Source organism: Acinetobacter sp. YH12151 (assembly GCF_013418355.1).
Classification (GTDB): domain Bacteria; phylum Pseudomonadota; class Gammaproteobacteria; order Pseudomonadales; family Moraxellaceae; genus Acinetobacter; species Acinetobacter pseudolwoffii.
Genome location: NZ_VPCG01000003.1, coordinates 1 through 14,075, shown reverse-complemented (window position 1 = coordinate 14,075; position 14,075 = coordinate 1). Strand labels below are relative to the sequence as shown.

14 protein-coding genes and 1 pseudogene are annotated in these 14,075 nt (G+C 42.3%); 4 read left to right on the top strand and 11 right to left on the bottom strand.

What is annotated here, in order from left to right:
- Nucleotides 1-52: 52 nt before the first annotated feature.
- Entirely contained in the window at nt 53-1,015 is a 963-nt protein-coding gene (locus FTU82_RS01880; RefSeq protein ID WP_005095842.1) for an IS30 family transposase, read from the bottom strand.
- A 256-nt stretch (nt 1,016-1,271) separates the two neighbouring features.
- Here FTU82_RS01880 and FTU82_RS01875 point away from each other — a divergent pair, with 256 nt between their 5' ends.
- Nucleotides 1,272-1,823 (top strand): cytochrome b, encoded by a 552-nt coding sequence (locus tag FTU82_RS01875; protein ID WP_180085442.1) that lies wholly within the window; start codon nt 1,272-1,274, stop codon nt 1,821-1,823.
- A gap of 57 nt (nt 1,824-1,880) precedes the next feature.
- Here the strand turns inward: FTU82_RS01875 and FTU82_RS01870 are convergent, their stop codons facing one another.
- From FTU82_RS01870 to yaaA, 5 genes are all read right to left on the bottom strand, one after another.
- Nucleotides 1,881-2,225, bottom strand: coding sequence for a hypothetical protein (locus tag FTU82_RS01870; RefSeq protein ID WP_074383303.1), 345 nt, complete (start codon nt 2,223-2,225; stop codon nt 1,881-1,883).
- 52 nt (nt 2,226-2,277) lie between these two features.
- Nucleotides 2,278-3,279, bottom strand: a complete 1,002-nt coding sequence (locus FTU82_RS01865; RefSeq protein ID WP_074383304.1) for an adenosine deaminase — start codon at nt 3,277-3,279, stop codon at nt 2,278-2,280.
- A gap of 76 nt (nt 3,280-3,355) precedes the next feature.
- Nucleotides 3,356-4,678, bottom strand: a complete 1,323-nt coding sequence (locus FTU82_RS01860) for an NCS2 family permease (protein WP_005097450.1) — start codon at nt 4,676-4,678, stop codon at nt 3,356-3,358.
- Nucleotides 4,679-5,114: 436 nt separating this feature from the next.
- Nucleotides 5,115-5,276, bottom strand: coding sequence for a hypothetical protein (locus FTU82_RS01855; protein ID WP_005097451.1), 162 nt, complete (start codon nt 5,274-5,276; stop codon nt 5,115-5,117).
- 610 nt (nt 5,277-5,886) lie between these two features.
- Nucleotides 5,887-6,669, bottom strand: a complete 783-nt coding sequence (gene yaaA, locus FTU82_RS01850) for a peroxide stress protein YaaA (protein WP_005097452.1) — start codon at nt 6,667-6,669, stop codon at nt 5,887-5,889.
- Nucleotides 6,670-6,792: 123 nt separating this feature from the next.
- Here yaaA and FTU82_RS01845 point away from each other — a divergent pair, with 123 nt between their 5' ends.
- A complete protein-coding gene (locus FTU82_RS01845) occupies nt 6,793-7,425 on the top strand; it encodes an alpha/beta hydrolase (RefSeq protein WP_005097454.1) in 633 nt (210 codons plus the stop codon).
- Between the two features lie 143 nt (nt 7,426-7,568).
- Here the strand turns inward: FTU82_RS01845 and FTU82_RS16365 are convergent, their stop codons facing one another.
- The 5 genes from FTU82_RS16365 to pheA form a co-directional block, all read right to left on the bottom strand.
- A complete protein-coding gene (locus FTU82_RS16365; RefSeq protein ID WP_373685565.1) occupies nt 7,569-7,688 on the bottom strand; it encodes a hypothetical protein in 120 nt (39 codons plus the stop codon).
- Nucleotides 7,689-7,985: 297 nt separating this feature from the next.
- Nucleotides 7,986-8,348 (bottom strand): hypothetical protein, encoded by a 363-nt coding sequence (locus tag FTU82_RS01840; protein WP_159516052.1) that lies wholly within the window; start codon nt 8,346-8,348, stop codon nt 7,986-7,988.
- 99 nt (nt 8,349-8,447) lie between these two features.
- The gene (locus FTU82_RS01835) at nt 8,448-10,694 is read right to left on the bottom strand and encodes a bifunctional prephenate dehydrogenase/3-phosphoshikimate 1-carboxyvinyltransferase (protein WP_180085438.1); all 2,247 of its coding nucleotides are present in this window, start codon (nt 10,692-10,694) and stop codon (nt 8,448-8,450) included.
- Between the two features lie 3 nt (nt 10,695-10,697).
- Nucleotides 10,698-11,789, bottom strand: a complete 1,092-nt coding sequence (gene hisC, locus FTU82_RS01830; protein WP_180085436.1) for a histidinol-phosphate transaminase — start codon at nt 11,787-11,789, stop codon at nt 10,698-10,700.
- A 66-nt stretch (nt 11,790-11,855) separates the two neighbouring features.
- Nucleotides 11,856-12,965 carry a prephenate dehydratase gene (gene pheA, locus FTU82_RS01825; protein ID WP_005097461.1) on the bottom strand — a complete coding sequence of 370 codons (1,110 nt, stop codon included), beginning with the start codon at nt 12,963-12,965 and terminating at the stop codon, nt 11,856-11,858.
- 488 nt (nt 12,966-13,453) lie between these two features.
- Between pheA and FTU82_RS01820 the strand changes: the two genes are divergently transcribed.
- Nucleotides 13,454-13,951 (top strand): DJ-1/PfpI family protein, encoded by a 498-nt coding sequence (locus tag FTU82_RS01820; protein ID WP_180085434.1) that lies wholly within the window; start codon nt 13,454-13,456, stop codon nt 13,949-13,951.
- A gap of 38 nt (nt 13,952-13,989) precedes the next feature.
- Nucleotides 13,990-14,075 (top strand): annotated as a pseudogene (locus FTU82_RS01815) (IS5/IS1182 family transposase); the annotation flags it as partial.

The following is a 14,075-nucleotide window of genomic DNA, read 5'->3' as shown; positions in this document are numbered from 1 at the left end:
GATGAAGACTGTCGCTATTGTGCCGAAATTCACCTGAATAAGAAAGGCGGATTCAAGCGGCAAGTGCAACAGTATAAAAACCAGCCATAACTTCACTAGGCGTATACCAACCTAGTGTTTTTCTAGGACGATGGTTGAGTGCAAATTCTATCTGCTCTATTTGTTCGTTTGACACGTCATCAAACGATGATGATTTTGGCAGATATTGCCGGATTAAACCATTCGTATTTTCATTCCTTGCTCGTTGAATAGACTTGTAAGGATCAGCAAAATACGTATCTATGCCAGCATCAGTGATTCTTTTGTGTTCGGCAAATTCCTTACCATTATCAAAAGTAACACTATAAGCATGGCTCATCCGTAAACGATCTAATGCACAAGTAATCGTTTGAGAGGATGCTCTCGTTGGCCCTAAATGAACAATATGTACGTACAGGCTCTTTCGATCAACGAGAGTTAATAAAGCACCTTTATGATGTTTACCAATTACAGTGTCACCTTCGAAATCTCCTAAACGTTGTCGTTGATCAATGACCTGGTCTCGGCAATGAATACTTGTTTTATCAATGATTTGCCCCCTACGATCCGTGTTTTTGTAACCTCGTTTTCGATATTTCTTCTGATGCCTTAAATGTAGGTGGAGTTTACCGCCTTTTGATTTATCTTCATAAATGTACTGGTAAATCCACTCATGTGAAGGTACATCCAGCCAACCGCGTTGTGTTAAAGCGCCTAAAATTTGTTCTGGTGACCAGTCCAAGCCAATCAAGTAATCAATATAAGCGAAGGCAAATGCTGTCATGGGTGATGAAGGACGGTACCGTCTTTGACTTGCAAATTTCGCTGCCTGTTGAGCTCTATATCCACGTTGCCCAGTATTTCTTTTTAATTCACGGTAGATGGTTGATCGTGAACGCCCTAACTCCCGAGCAAGGCTAGCGATTGAACTTTTACTTTTCAAAGTAGCATAAATTTCGTATCTTTCATCTTGAGAAAGTTGGGTGTATTTCTTCATTGTGTGCTTTCCAATTGCGAGTTGAAAAAGTCCAATGATTCTACGAATACACCTAACTTTTTCAACTAACTACAAATGTGTCGCACTTGAGATTTGAATCTGCGAAATCTAAAAATCACTAAGCATGTTTAATCTACAGCCAACCAATTTAATAGATGTTGCATGAAAGCCACCATAGCGTTGCAGATTTGGAATTGCTGAATTGATTCACCCTTTGCTAAGGTTCGGCCTTATTGAAGAGCAACGGAATATCTAGATGAATAAATCACTGTATTACACACGAACAGCGCAATGGCTGCATTGGATCATGGCGGTTATTTTTAGTGCGGCCTGGCTCATCGGTTTTTATAGTGGTAATTTTTTAAGTTATGAGGTTGATGGCAGCTTTAAGGGTGATGTGATTTCACTGCATAAAAATATTGCAACCACCATTATTTTCCTGCTCGTTGTTCGAATTTTCTGGCGCTATACCCATCCGGCGCCGTCACTGCCTGAGAGTATGTCACCGCGGATGAAAACGTTGGCACATGCTGGTCATCTGGCGCTGTATTTCATGCTGATTGCCCTACCCCTTACAGGTTGTTTGTATAGTTGGAGTTTGGGTTATCCAGCACCGGTGCTGTATTTATTTAACCTGCCACCCCTCATTGCCGAAAACTCGGCTGTGACCGCTATTGTTAAGCCCTTGCATATCTGGCTTTCCTGGGCAGTCGGCATTCTACTGGTTGGCCATATTGCCGCAGCCTTTAAACATCATTTTATCGATAAAGATCATGTATTAAAAAGTATGACCCAACAGGATAAATAGTTAGACCATTAATATGGGCTAAATAATGTTCCCAGTCTGTGCTTGCAGGCTGTTTCATTAAATAAATTCCTTGAGACAACTTCTGAGACTGTTTGCAATCGCTTTTTGCGTCAGTTCTTTTTTGGCTGCTTCATCAACTGTGGCTTTTAACAAAGTTTTGGCAGGCACATCTTTTAACGCATGCTCACCTACACATGAACACACATTTTTCTCAAGTTCAACTTTACTGGTGTCCTGCATTAAGTAGGTCGAAACTTTCCAAACTTTGGAATTTTGCAGCTCTTTACTGCATTGATATTCAATCAAAGGTTTTAAAGTACGTTGTGTCAATGTCATATCCGCACTAGAACAGGCAGAAATCAACAATATGCTGAGGAGCAGAATTAAACTTTTCAATTTCATATTGGCCTATAAAAATGATAAAGGCAGAGCGAACTCTGCCTTTTGTAAAAACTTAAATCAAGGCACGGATCTGGTTGATCCATTTCTCTTTTTCAGCCTCTGGAATAAACGACGCTTCAAAGGAGTGCGTTGCCAACTGCTTTAATTCCTCGTTACTCAAGTCTAGCGCTTCAGCAATGGCAATAAAGTTGTCATTCATATAGCCACCAAAATAGGATGGATCATCTGAGTTGACTGTAACATGGACACCCTGCTGCAAGAGACGACGGATATTATGCTGCTGCATATCCTCGACCACACAAAGCTTCAGATTTGACAGCGGGCACACCGTTAAGGGCATTTTTTCGCGAATCAACCGTTGCATTAACTCAGAATCTTCTTCTGAACGCACCCCATGATCAATACGATTAACTTTCAGTAAATCCAGAGCTTCCCAGACATATTCTGCCGGGCCTTCTTCGCCCGCATGTGCTACGACCAAAAACCCTACTTCACGCGCTTTGGCAAAGACACGTTCAAATTTAGAAGGTGGATGCCCGACTTCACTTGAATCCAGACCAATCGCAATAATCTGGTCTTTATAGGGCAATGCCTGCTCCAGCGTTTCAAAGGCCGCCTCTTCACTTAAATGACGCAGGAAACACATGATCAAATGTGAGCTGATTCCAAGCTTGGCCTTGGCATCATCGCAGGCTTTTTGCAGGCCATTGATGACGGTCGCAAAAGCAATTCCACGGTCGGTATGCGTTTGCGGATCGAAGAACATTTCTGTATGCACCACATTGTCTTCGGCACATTTTTCAAAATAGGCCCAAGCCAGGTCATAAAAGTCCTGTTCATGGATCAGTACATTGGCCCCGGCATAATAAATATCCAGGAAGGACTGAAGATTATGGAAATTATAAGCCTGCTTAACTTCCTCGACAGATTTATACGGGATGGCAATCTGATTACGCTGAGCGATTGCAAACATTAGCTCAGGCTCAAAAGTGCCTTCAATATGAACATGAAGCTCGGCTTTTGGCAAAGCGCGAATCAACTCAAGACGGTTCATCACTTCTCCTCGTGAAACCTTTAAATAATAAAAAAGGGCGCAAACTCAGTTTACACCCTTTCTGAATGTAGAAAAATTAGCCACCAAACAGTGCGAATTTAAGCGTCCATAGAACAGCAATAATCCAGACCATATACGGTACAGTCGCAGCCTTACCAGTCAACAACTTGATCAGTGCATAGCTGATAAAGCCCATCGCAATACCATCCGCAATCGAATAGGTAAATGGCATAAATACGATGGTTAAAAATGCCGGTACTGCCTCAGTAATATCTTCCCAGTCAATATGGACGATACCCTGAATCATCAACACACCAACAAATAACAATGCTGGCGCAGTGGCAAAACTCGGAACTGATTGTGCAAGCGGTGCCAGGAATAAACAGGCAATAAATAGTAATCCAACCACCACGGCGGTTAGACCGGTACGACCACCTGCTGCCACACCCGCAGAAGATTCAATATAAGGCGTAGTTGAAGAAGTACCCAGTGCCGCACCAGCAACAATCGCTGATGAGTCAGCAAATAAGGCTTTCTTCAAACGTGGTAATTTCCCGTCTTTTAACAGACCTGCACGATGCGAAACACCGACCAACGTCCCGGTAGAGTCAAACAGATCGACCAGGAAGAAAACAAAAATCACCCCAATTAAACTGGCAGTAAAGAGGCCTTCAAAATCCATTTGCATGAATGTTGGAGCCAGCGATGGAATATGACCCACTACACCTTGGAATTCGTTATAACCTAGTGCCGTTGCAATGGCAGTCACCACCAGAATACTGATGATAATCGCACCACGGACTTTAAACTGGTGCATTACCACAACCAACAAAAAGCCAAAAAGTGCTAATAATACAGAAGGTTGTTTCAGATCACCCAAGCCCACCAGTGTGGCTGGATTATCCACAATAATTCCGGCATTTTTCAGTGCCACCAATGCCAGGAACAAGCCAATACCACCACCAATCGCGAGCTTGAGCGACATTGGAATTGCATTGACAATGGCTTCACGTATTTTAAACAGGCTAATGGCAATAAAGACCAGACCTGAAACAAAAACTGCACCCAAGGCGGTTTGCCAAGGCACCCCCATTCCCAGACATACAGAATAGGTAAAGAAGGCATTTAAGCCCATGCCTGGCGCCAGCGCAATTGGATAATTCGCAATCAGGCCCATGACTAAACAGCCAATCGCAGCTGCAAGACAGGTTGCTACAAAGACAGCCCCATGATCCATCCCAGTTTCGGACAAGATCATTGGATTGACAATAATGATGTAACACATGGTTAAGAATGTAGTTACACCAGCCAGAACTTCTGTACGGAAACTGGTTTTGTTTTCACTCAGTTTAAACAGACGTTCAAGCATATTTTCTGAAGATGGATTAGGAGTCGTCATGACCTAGCCCCTATTGAGTAAACTTTATGCTTCAAGCACGCCGTCAAATAAATGAAATTTCACAAAAAATTCATTTATTTTGAGGATGTGTTAGCAACGAATATGCCAGTATAGCCATTTGACGGGTTCAAATGTTTGAACAGCTTACAGCCCCAGGGCTATGCTATAAAAACCCCAAAAAATCTAAACAAAAAAGCTGCATAACTTTTATGCAGCTCTATTTAATGATATAAATCAAATGCTTAGAAAGATGAAGTTTGCTTCATCTTTATAGGTGGCAAATTATAACACATTGATTTCTGATTGCTTCTTTGATTTTATACTTTATTTAAAATCAATCTATTTAATTCGAATATTTTTAATATTTTATTATATTTATTATTGAGTTAATTTTATTAATTACGCTAAATTGAAAAAAAGAAAATTGATGCATGTGTTAATGTCGATGCCGATTAGAGTCTAACAATTTGCTGGAGTCACGCGCTTCATTCAAGACATGACGGATTTTTTCGTATTTTCTGATTTCTGCCTGTTTATGCACGCAGAATCCTAATACGCTGACCATTAACACAAAAACAGGAATAGCATGTATTTTCATTTTTATTATTCTGCTTTGTAACACTGTGCAATTATGCTAACAAAAAACCTAATAAACTTGTGACTTACTTTACATTTAACCCGATAGAATGCACTTCTTGAACCGTTTAGCGATATTTTTCTATCGCTTTATTTATTATTACTTAATTAATTTTTCATTCTTTCTCAAAAATCTCTTGCGCTAAATACTCCCCAAAGTTAATAAATTAAATATTTGAATATTAAATACTTATTTGTTTAAATAAAAATTTCTATTGGAAAGAAAAATATATAAATTAATGAAAATCCCCTGATTTAAAATATATTAACTTGAGCTATTTTATTCAGCTTTTCCCAGAAATATCAGTTTCAATTTTCTGTAAAAAACAACTCGATAAATGAGATTTTACGCATTATTTCAATGAGTTCAGCGATAATTCTAATTTTTTATCTAACTTAAAATTTGCGAAAGACGCTAAAAACCACATTTGTACCGAAGTGCAGCCAATCAACTCCCCGTGACACTCAATATTTAAAAAACGATTAAAGCTGGATAAATAACATTTCAATACTCATAGCTCCCAATACCGCCTAGAAACCAATTATTCTATGCGGTAGCGGAATAACGTTATTTATGCACTGATTTGTTCATCACGTTTAAATACCAATTCACCTTTAAGTGAACTATCGGCATCAAAATAATAGCCATCGGTATTGAATGCTTTGAGTTCTTCGGCACGTTCAATTCTATTTTCAACAATAAAACGTGCCATCAAACCACGTGCTTTTTTAGCATAGAAACTAATCACTTTATATTTGCCATTTTTCTGATCCAGAAATACTGGCTTGATAATCTCTGCCTGAATTTTGCGCTCGTTCACCGATTTATAATATTCATCAGAAGCAATATTCACCAAGATCTCAGACTGGGCTGCGGCTAAATCTTGATTGATCAGATCAGTGATGTGATGTGCCCAGAAGTCGTATAAGTTATGCCCGCGAGAATTGGCCAATTTGGTTCCCATTTCCAGACGATAGGGCATCATCAGATCCAAGGGACGCAAAAGCCCATATAAGCCAGACAACATACGCAAATGCTGTTGTGCAAAGTGCAGATCTTCCTGCTTTAAGCTATAAGCATCCAGACCGGTATAGACATCTCCTTTAAAGGCAAAAATAGCCTGACGTGCATTGGCTAAATTAAAATCTGGTTGCCAGTCCTGGAAACGTGCTGTATTTAAATTGGCAATTTTTTCACTGACACTCATCAAACTGGAAATTTCTGTTGCAGAAAGTGTGCGACAAGCTTTGATCAAATCCTGCGAATGTTCTAATAATCTGGCTTGAGTAAATTGGTCAGTCGGTAATGGGGTATCGTAATCGAGCGTTTTGGCTGGAGAAATTAAAGCGAGCATGGCAACCTGGTCAAAAAATGATTAATCAAACTATATCAGTCTGCTTATTTTAATTCCAATTCATGTTTTTATTCACCATAATCGTTAAAATGCGCGATTCTCCTGTTAATCATCGGTATTTATATGTCCGAGCAAATTTTCCTTCAAGGACCTGCGGGTCAGATTGAAGTTTTTGTGGATTATCCTCAGGGTGAAGTGAAAGGATTCGCGGTAGTTTGTCACCCCCATCCCTTGCAAGGTGGTACGCCCCAGCACAAGGTTCCCGTTCTATTGGCACAAATGTATATGGAACGTGGCTGTGTTGTGTATCGTCCGAGTTTTCGCGGTTCTGGTCAAAGTGAAGGTATACACGACGAGGGCTTCGGTGAGACGGATGATGTATTAGAAATCATTCGGTTTGCTCGCAGTCAGCATATTGGGCTGTCTTTTTATGCGGGCGGTTTTAGTTTTGGTGCGCATGTCATGGCAAAGAGCTATGCAGCCTTACCTGTAGAACTGCAACCCAAACAAACTATTTTATGTGGCCTGCCAACTGCAACCGTTGCCGGTATTCGCCATTATGTTACGCCAGCAATTAAAGGTGATATTCTGTTCATTCATGGTGAGGGTGATGAAGTAACCCTGCTGTCGGATATGATTGAATGGGCAAAACCACAGCGTCATTTAGTGACCGTATTGCCTGGTGCCAATCATTTCTTTACCGGCTATTTAAAGCAATTGCGGATTGCAATGACTCGCTACTTAGCGCTTGGCTAGATAATACAACCCATCAGATGATGGGTTTTTTATGCTTTTCACAGCAGTTTTTCAGCTAAGTGATAAATCACTGCCCGACATTTAGCTTGTTGTACTATATCAACAATCTTTCCACCCAAACGTTCAACGACTTTTCGGCTCGCTCAATTTTCTTCGGCTACAGGATAAATTAATCGCTGACGATTTAAGTCATCAAGGGCATAACCAACCAGAGCATCAACCGTTTCACAACCATATTTATGACCATGTGGGCTTTCCTTGATCCAAATTCCAAGCTATGGCACTTCATCCTTTAAACGATCTAAACCACAAAGCCCCATAAATTTAGACTTTCCGCATGGCTGTCAAAAACACATATTCTTCATGAGCTGCCATATTCTCTAGCCATTTTTGCCATATTGTTGCAAATGCTTGTTCAGATTCTGGCAGACCCCATGTCATAAAACGCGTCAAACTTGGGATAATCGCGGCATAAGCTTCTCATGCATCTGATGCACGAAACTAGCTGAGTATCAGACACTCACTTTGGCGTTGAGATCAAATTATAGTGGAGTTATGAATTAGTTCTTCCATTCAAACTCGCTAAAGCTTTCCTGCTCTTTTAGCGAGCTTTCTACTGCTTGTGCAAGCTGATTGAGCAGACTTCGTTCGGTAATACGATCGAGCCAATCTTGTTCTTCTTCAGGATATGAGGCAATTTCACAGACCAGATGCCCCTGCTCATCTCTGGTTTCACAACTCACAGATAAGGGCAAAGCATGTTCATCCACGCTCACGGCAACCTGAGCACCACTTTGACTTAAGGTCTGAAAGCCATGTTTACCTAATGTTTCGGCAAGAAAATGCGCTACATATTCCTGGGTTTCCTGACCATCCCGGGGTTGCTGGCTTTGTGTATTGGCCATGAATTTTAATTTTCGCATCGCTACATCCTAATGGCTTTTTTCTTGTATGGGTTTAGCATAAGCAATATAAACAAAACAGCCAAGCAAAAGCTTGGCTGTTTCACATAATTTTAAAAATTATTCTGAAACTTGAATAGGCAAACCTGCAATTGAGGTCAGTTCTGTAAAGGTCGGGAAACTGGTGGCTACCGTTTCCGTACCGATAATCTTGATCTGCTCCGAATTACGTAAACCGGCAATCGAAAAACTCATTGCAATGCGATGATCATGATGTGATTCAATTTCACCACCGGTGAAGATTGGCGACCAGTCACCTGATTTGCCCTTCCCTTCGATAATAATGCCATCTTCAGTTGGGGTACAGTCAATGCCCATGGTTTGCAGGCCATCTGCCATCACCTGAATACGGTCCGATTCTTTTACGCGAAGCTCGGCAGCACCGGTCAAAATCGTCTGACCTTCGGCACAGGCAGCAGCAATAAACAGCGCCGGGAATTCATCAATCGCCAATGGCACCTGATCTTCAGGCATATGAATGCCTTTAAGCGTACGCGTACCACGAATACGGATATCTGCAATCGGTTCACCGCCAGCAATGCGTTCATTTTCAACGGTAATGTCCGCACCCATCTGTTTCAGGATTTCGATCACGCCAGTACGGGTCGGGTTGATACCCACAGCCTCTAAGGTCACATCCGAATTTTCAGTAATCGCAGCGCCGACCATAAAGAAGGCCGCAGAAGAAATATCAGATGGCACCTGAATATTGGTTCCGACCAGCTTTCCACCACCTTGTAATGAAATACGATTGCCTTCGGTTTTCACCTCATAACCAAATGCACGCAACATACGCTCAGTATGGTCACGGGTTGGTTCAGGTTCAGTCACTGCGGTTTCGCCATTTGCCCATAGGCCCGCCAGCAAAATACCTGATTTTACCTGCGCTGATGCCATTGGCAAATCGTACTGAATGCCTTGTAGTTGCTGGTTGCCTGTAATCGAGACAGGCGGAGTTCCACGTTCACCCGTGGTCTGAATCAGTGCACCCATTTCACGTAAAGGCTTGGCAATACGTTCCATTGGGCGTTTAGATAGGGATGCATCACCGGTCATCACTGAATCAAATTTCTGCGCTGCCAGCATACCGGACAGCAAACGCATTGAAGTACCTGAGTTGCCCATATAAATGGCAGACTGTGGCGCTTTAAGACCATGCATACCGACGCCATGAATGGTGACTTCACCATTTTTAGGGCCTTCGATGCTGACGCCCATATCACGAAAAGCCTGCAAAGTTGCCAGTGCATCTTCACCTTCAAGGAAACCAGTCACATGTGTTGTACCTTCAGCGATGGCACCAAACATGATCGAGCGATGTGACACAGATTTGTCACCTGGCACGGTAAATTTACCTTGAAATGTCTTGGCACCCGGCTGAATGGTAAATTGTTGTGTCACTTTATTTTTCTCCATGAAAGGTTTCTTGGCGAGCATATGGTTGAAATGCTGGCGAGCTGCCTGCGCATGACCCAATAAGCCCATCAATGCTTGGGAATCTTCATCTTCGATCAATTTGCGAATCATCGCGAGCTGCTGTTCAAAGCCATCTACGGCATTCAGAACTGCTTTTTTGTTGGCAAAAAAGATGTCATGCCACATTTGTGGATCACTGGCGGCAATCCGCGAGAAATCACGGAAGCCACCGGCAGCATAACGAAATATGTCTAAGTTGTCTTCACGTTTGGCCAGTTGTTCGACCAGATTAAATGCCATTAAATGCGGAAGATGACTGGTATGTGCCAGCACTTCATCGTGCTTGTCCACATCCATGCAAATCACTTCGGCTTTGGCCGCTTGCCACAGTTGAATCAGCTTCTCCACGGCCCAATCGCTACTGCTTGGCAGTGGCGTCAAAATTACCTTGTGATTGGCAAATAGATCGACTTTTCCTGCATGTACACCGGTATGCTCTGCACCTGCAATCGGATGACCCGGCACAAAACCTGCTGGAAGCTGGTCACCAAAGACCGCTTTAGCCGCATCGACCACATTACCTTTGGTACTTCCCACATCAGTAATAATGACATTTTCCGTCAAATACGGCTGAATCAGCTCAAGTACTTTTTGTGTGGCACGTACCGGCAAAGCCAGAACAATCAGATCTGCACCTTTGACTGCATCTACAGGATCGGCATAGCCTGCAGAAATCAGACCAAGTGCCTTGGCATCTTCCAAAGTCTTGGACGAACGTGTCGATGCCACAATGTCATTGGCCAAGTGCTCGGCTTGAATGACACGCGCCAGGCTTGAACCAATCAGTCCAAGCCCGATAAATGCAACTTTTTCAAACAATGGCTGCGACATGAATTAAGCTTTTGCCTCTAAACCCAATACTGTAGCAAGCGCGCTTAAGAATTTCGCGTTTTCTGCTTCAGTACCAATCGATACACGAATGTGGCTGGAAATACCGACCGGACGTACAATCACCCCTTGTTTCAGCAAACCGTTGAAGGTTGCTGCTGGGTCTGCCTGTACATCAACCAGAATAAAGTTAGCACGAGAAGGCACATAGTTCAGACCCAAAGCCTTAAAACCTGCTTCAAGTTGAGCCATACCGGCTTTATTTACTTCGCGAGAACGCGCGATAAAGTCTTCATCTTTCAGTGCAGCCACCGCAGCGACCATGGCCAAATGATTGACGTTAAATGGCTGACGAATACGGTTTAAATAATCGGTCACTTCAACCGATGCCAAGGCAAAACCGACACGCAGTGCAGCCAGACCATAGCACTTCGATAAAGTACGGCTGACAATCAGATTTGGATATTGTTGCAGGAATTTCAGGCTATTGAAATTTTCCGGGAAATATTCCACATACGCTTCGTCTAGCACCACAATTACATTTGCAGGGACTTTTTGCATGAAAGCTTCAAATTCAGCTTCTTCGAACCAGGTTCCGGTCGGGTTGTTCGGATTGGCAATGAAGACGAGTTTGGTATTGTCCTGAATTGCTGCTGCCATCGCTTCAAGGTCATGTGAAAAACCTTTGGCAGGTACTTCAATCGCTTGTGCATTAATGGCTTGAGTGACCAGTGCATAAACCGCAAATGCGTGCTGGCTATATACCACAGAATCGCTTGAAGAAACGAAGGCACGGGCAAACATTTCCAGCAAGTCATTTGAACCATTGCCCAGCGTAATCTGATCATGATTAAAACCAAACTGGATTTTAATCTGATCTTTCAGGATAAAGCCACCTCCATCTGGATAACGGCCAATTTCAGCAATTTCCGCAGCGACTGCTTCTTTGACTTTATCTGAACAACCCAGCGGGTTTTCATTGGATGCCAGTTTGACGATATCGGTAAGACCCAACTCACGCTCAAGTTCACTGATCGGTTTACCTGGCTGATATGGCTTTAATTTTGAGATGCCTGAATTGGCTGGAACAAACGACATTTTAGACTTCCAATTTTAGGTATAAAACAGTGGTCAGCACCCTCGCCCTGACCACGCATAGCTGACTTAAAGTACAGCGGCAGGATATGAACCAAGCACGCGAACTTCTTTCACCAAAGGACGAATTTCTGCAATTGCGGCTTTGACATGTTCCTGCTCAATATGACCTTCAAGATCAATGAAGAACACATAAGCCCATTTTTCCGGAAGTGCTGGACGCGTTTCAATACTGGTCAAGCTGATATTGTGCTTGGCAAATGGCGCCAGAATTTCCAGCAATGCACCAGCACGGTCATGTGCAGAAATCAGTAATGAGGTTTTATCATTGCCACTTTGAGGCACTTTTTCACGGCCAATCACCAAGAAACGTGTGGTATTTTCCGGATTGTCCTCAATATTGCCATGCATAATTTCAAGATTATAAATACTCGATGCAATTTCAGAAGCAATCGCAGCAGAATGCCATTCATTTTGAATACGGCGCGCAGCCTCAGCATTAGAACTTAAAGCCACACGTTCTACACCCGGATAATGCGCGTCTAACCATTTACGACATTGCGCCAAGGTCTGCTGATGTGCATAAATCTGTTTAATACTGTCTTTACGGGTATTTTCAGAAATCAGAAATTGATGATGAATCGGTAATTCAACTTCGCCAATCACATTCAGGTTCGAGGTTTTAAAACAGTCCAGGGTATGATTGACTACACCTTCAGAGGAATTTTCCACCGGCACCAAACCATAATGGGCACTGCCCGCCTCGACTTCACGGAAGACTTCATCAATTGTCGGTAAAGGTCGAACCACCGCATCATGACCAAAGTGCTTGAGTACCGCAGAATGGGTATAGGTTCCGACTGGCCCTAGAAACGCAATACTTTGCGGAGCTTCAAGCGCAAGACAAGCGGACATGATTTCACGGAACAGACGTGCCATGGTGGTGTCGGACAATGGCCCTTCATTACGCTCCATGACATTGCGCAACACCTGTGCTTCACGTTCTGGGCGGTAAAACAGCGGACTTTCTTCTGAAGCAAACTTTGCTTTTGCAACTGCTTCAGCCAAACGTGCCCGGCGGTTAATCAATTGCTGGATTTGCTGATCAACAGAATCGATATCCTCACGAATTTTTGCCAAATCAAGAGAAGTCGTGGTGTTTTGATCGTCGTTGATCATTGTTATGTCGCCCTTCATAAACCTTATCTGTTCAGTATAACAATAGTGAGCTTTAAAATGTTACGCAATATGACATTGCTAGATTAAGTCTTAAAAACAGACAGTTGGTTTTAACCACTCATCGCTTTTAGTCATATCTGGTAACATTTAGTTCAGCATTTTGGCTTGATTTACATTATCAAATTGTAAACTTAGCCTGTCCATCTTAACTGATTTTAATGAATATGAAATATCACTATTTCTTAATCTATATAGCGGTTTTAAGCATAAGAAAATTAAAATAATAGCTTTGTACTTGTCTTTTTTGACCTATTAAAATCTGAGATATCTTTCACAATAAAATGCACGCTCCTCACGCTCATCTCTCTTATTTAATATTGATTTTCCTAAATTTTTTACATGAAATTACTACTCTGTTACAAAGTAGAGACGTTTTTTCAACCTTTAACAGCTAGTCTAATTTAAATCATGAGTTGGGGGGATCAATCATGCCAAAAAGAATAGCAGTACTTATAACAAATAATTTTGAAGACCAAGAATACCTAGAGCCAGTGGCTGCCTTGCTGGCTGCCCATCATAGCGTCTGCAATATCGAACTTAACGCAGGCAAAGTGGTCTATGGGCTGCATGGCTGTTCTTCCGTGACCATCGACCGTGGCATCGAACAAATCAGTATTGATGACTTTGATGCCTTGCTGATTCCAGGGGGCGAATCTGCGGTTTCTCTCTCTACCGATGTTCGGGTGCTACAGTTCATCCATGCCTTCAATCAGGCCAAAAAAGCTATTTTCAGTTTATGTGATGCATCCTTATTACTGTGTGAAGCAGATGTGCTGAAAAATCGGATTATTACCAGTATCCGGGCGCATGCGAGTCGCGTACAGCATGCGGGTGGAACCTATTATGATGTAGAACTGGTGAATGATAATAACCAGTTGATCTCATCGCGCCTGCCCAATGATCTGCCCATTTTTATTCATGAATAGACCTCTTGCGAAAGTAAAAAATTGTTTATACTAGTCCCATGAAATATGAAAATTTAACTAGATTTAATGATGGGGAATTTAAACGACTTGTTGGCGTTCCTCGTCCATTATTCTTAAAAATGGT

Bases quoted from the DNA above. Each gene is read 5' to 3' on its own strand.
- FTU82_RS01865 (WP_074383304.1), bottom strand. From the start codon at position 3,279: ATGAACCGTCTTGAGTTGATTCGCGCTTTGCCAAAAGCCGAGCTTCAT.
- FTU82_RS01820 (WP_180085434.1), top strand. From the start codon at position 13,454: ATGCCAAAAAGAATAGCAGTACTTATAACAAATAATTTTGAAGACCAA.
- FTU82_RS01860 (WP_005097450.1), bottom strand. From the start codon at position 4,678: ATGACGACTCCTAATCCATCTTCAGAAAATATGCTTGAACGTCTGTTT.
- FTU82_RS01870 (WP_074383303.1), bottom strand. From the start codon at position 2,225: ATGAAATTGAAAAGTTTAATTCTGCTCCTCAGCATATTGTTGATTTCT.
- FTU82_RS01855 (WP_005097451.1), bottom strand. From the start codon at position 5,276: ATGAAAATACATGCTATTCCTGTTTTTGTGTTAATGGTCAGCGTATTA.
- pheA (WP_005097461.1), bottom strand. From the start codon at position 12,965: ATGATCAACGACGATCAAAACACCACGACTTCTCTTGATTTGGCAAAA.
- FTU82_RS01835 (WP_180085438.1), bottom strand. From the start codon at position 10,694: ATGTCGCAGCCATTGTTTGAAAAAGTTGCATTTATCGGGCTTGGACTG.
- FTU82_RS01880 (WP_005095842.1), bottom strand. From the start codon at position 1,015: ATGAAGAAATACACCCAACTTTCTCAAGATGAAAGATACGAAATTTAT.
- hisC (WP_180085436.1), bottom strand. From the start codon at position 11,789: ATGTCGTTTGTTCCAGCCAATTCAGGCATCTCAAAATTAAAGCCATAT.
- yaaA (WP_005097452.1), bottom strand. From the start codon at position 6,669: ATGCTCGCTTTAATTTCTCCAGCCAAAACGCTCGATTACGATACCCCA.
- FTU82_RS01840 (WP_159516052.1), bottom strand. From the start codon at position 8,348: ATGCGAAAATTAAAATTCATGGCCAATACACAAAGCCAGCAACCCCGG.
- FTU82_RS01875 (WP_180085442.1), top strand. From the start codon at position 1,272: ATGAATAAATCACTGTATTACACACGAACAGCGCAATGGCTGCATTGG.
- FTU82_RS01845 (WP_005097454.1), top strand. From the start codon at position 6,793: ATGTCCGAGCAAATTTTCCTTCAAGGACCTGCGGGTCAGATTGAAGTT.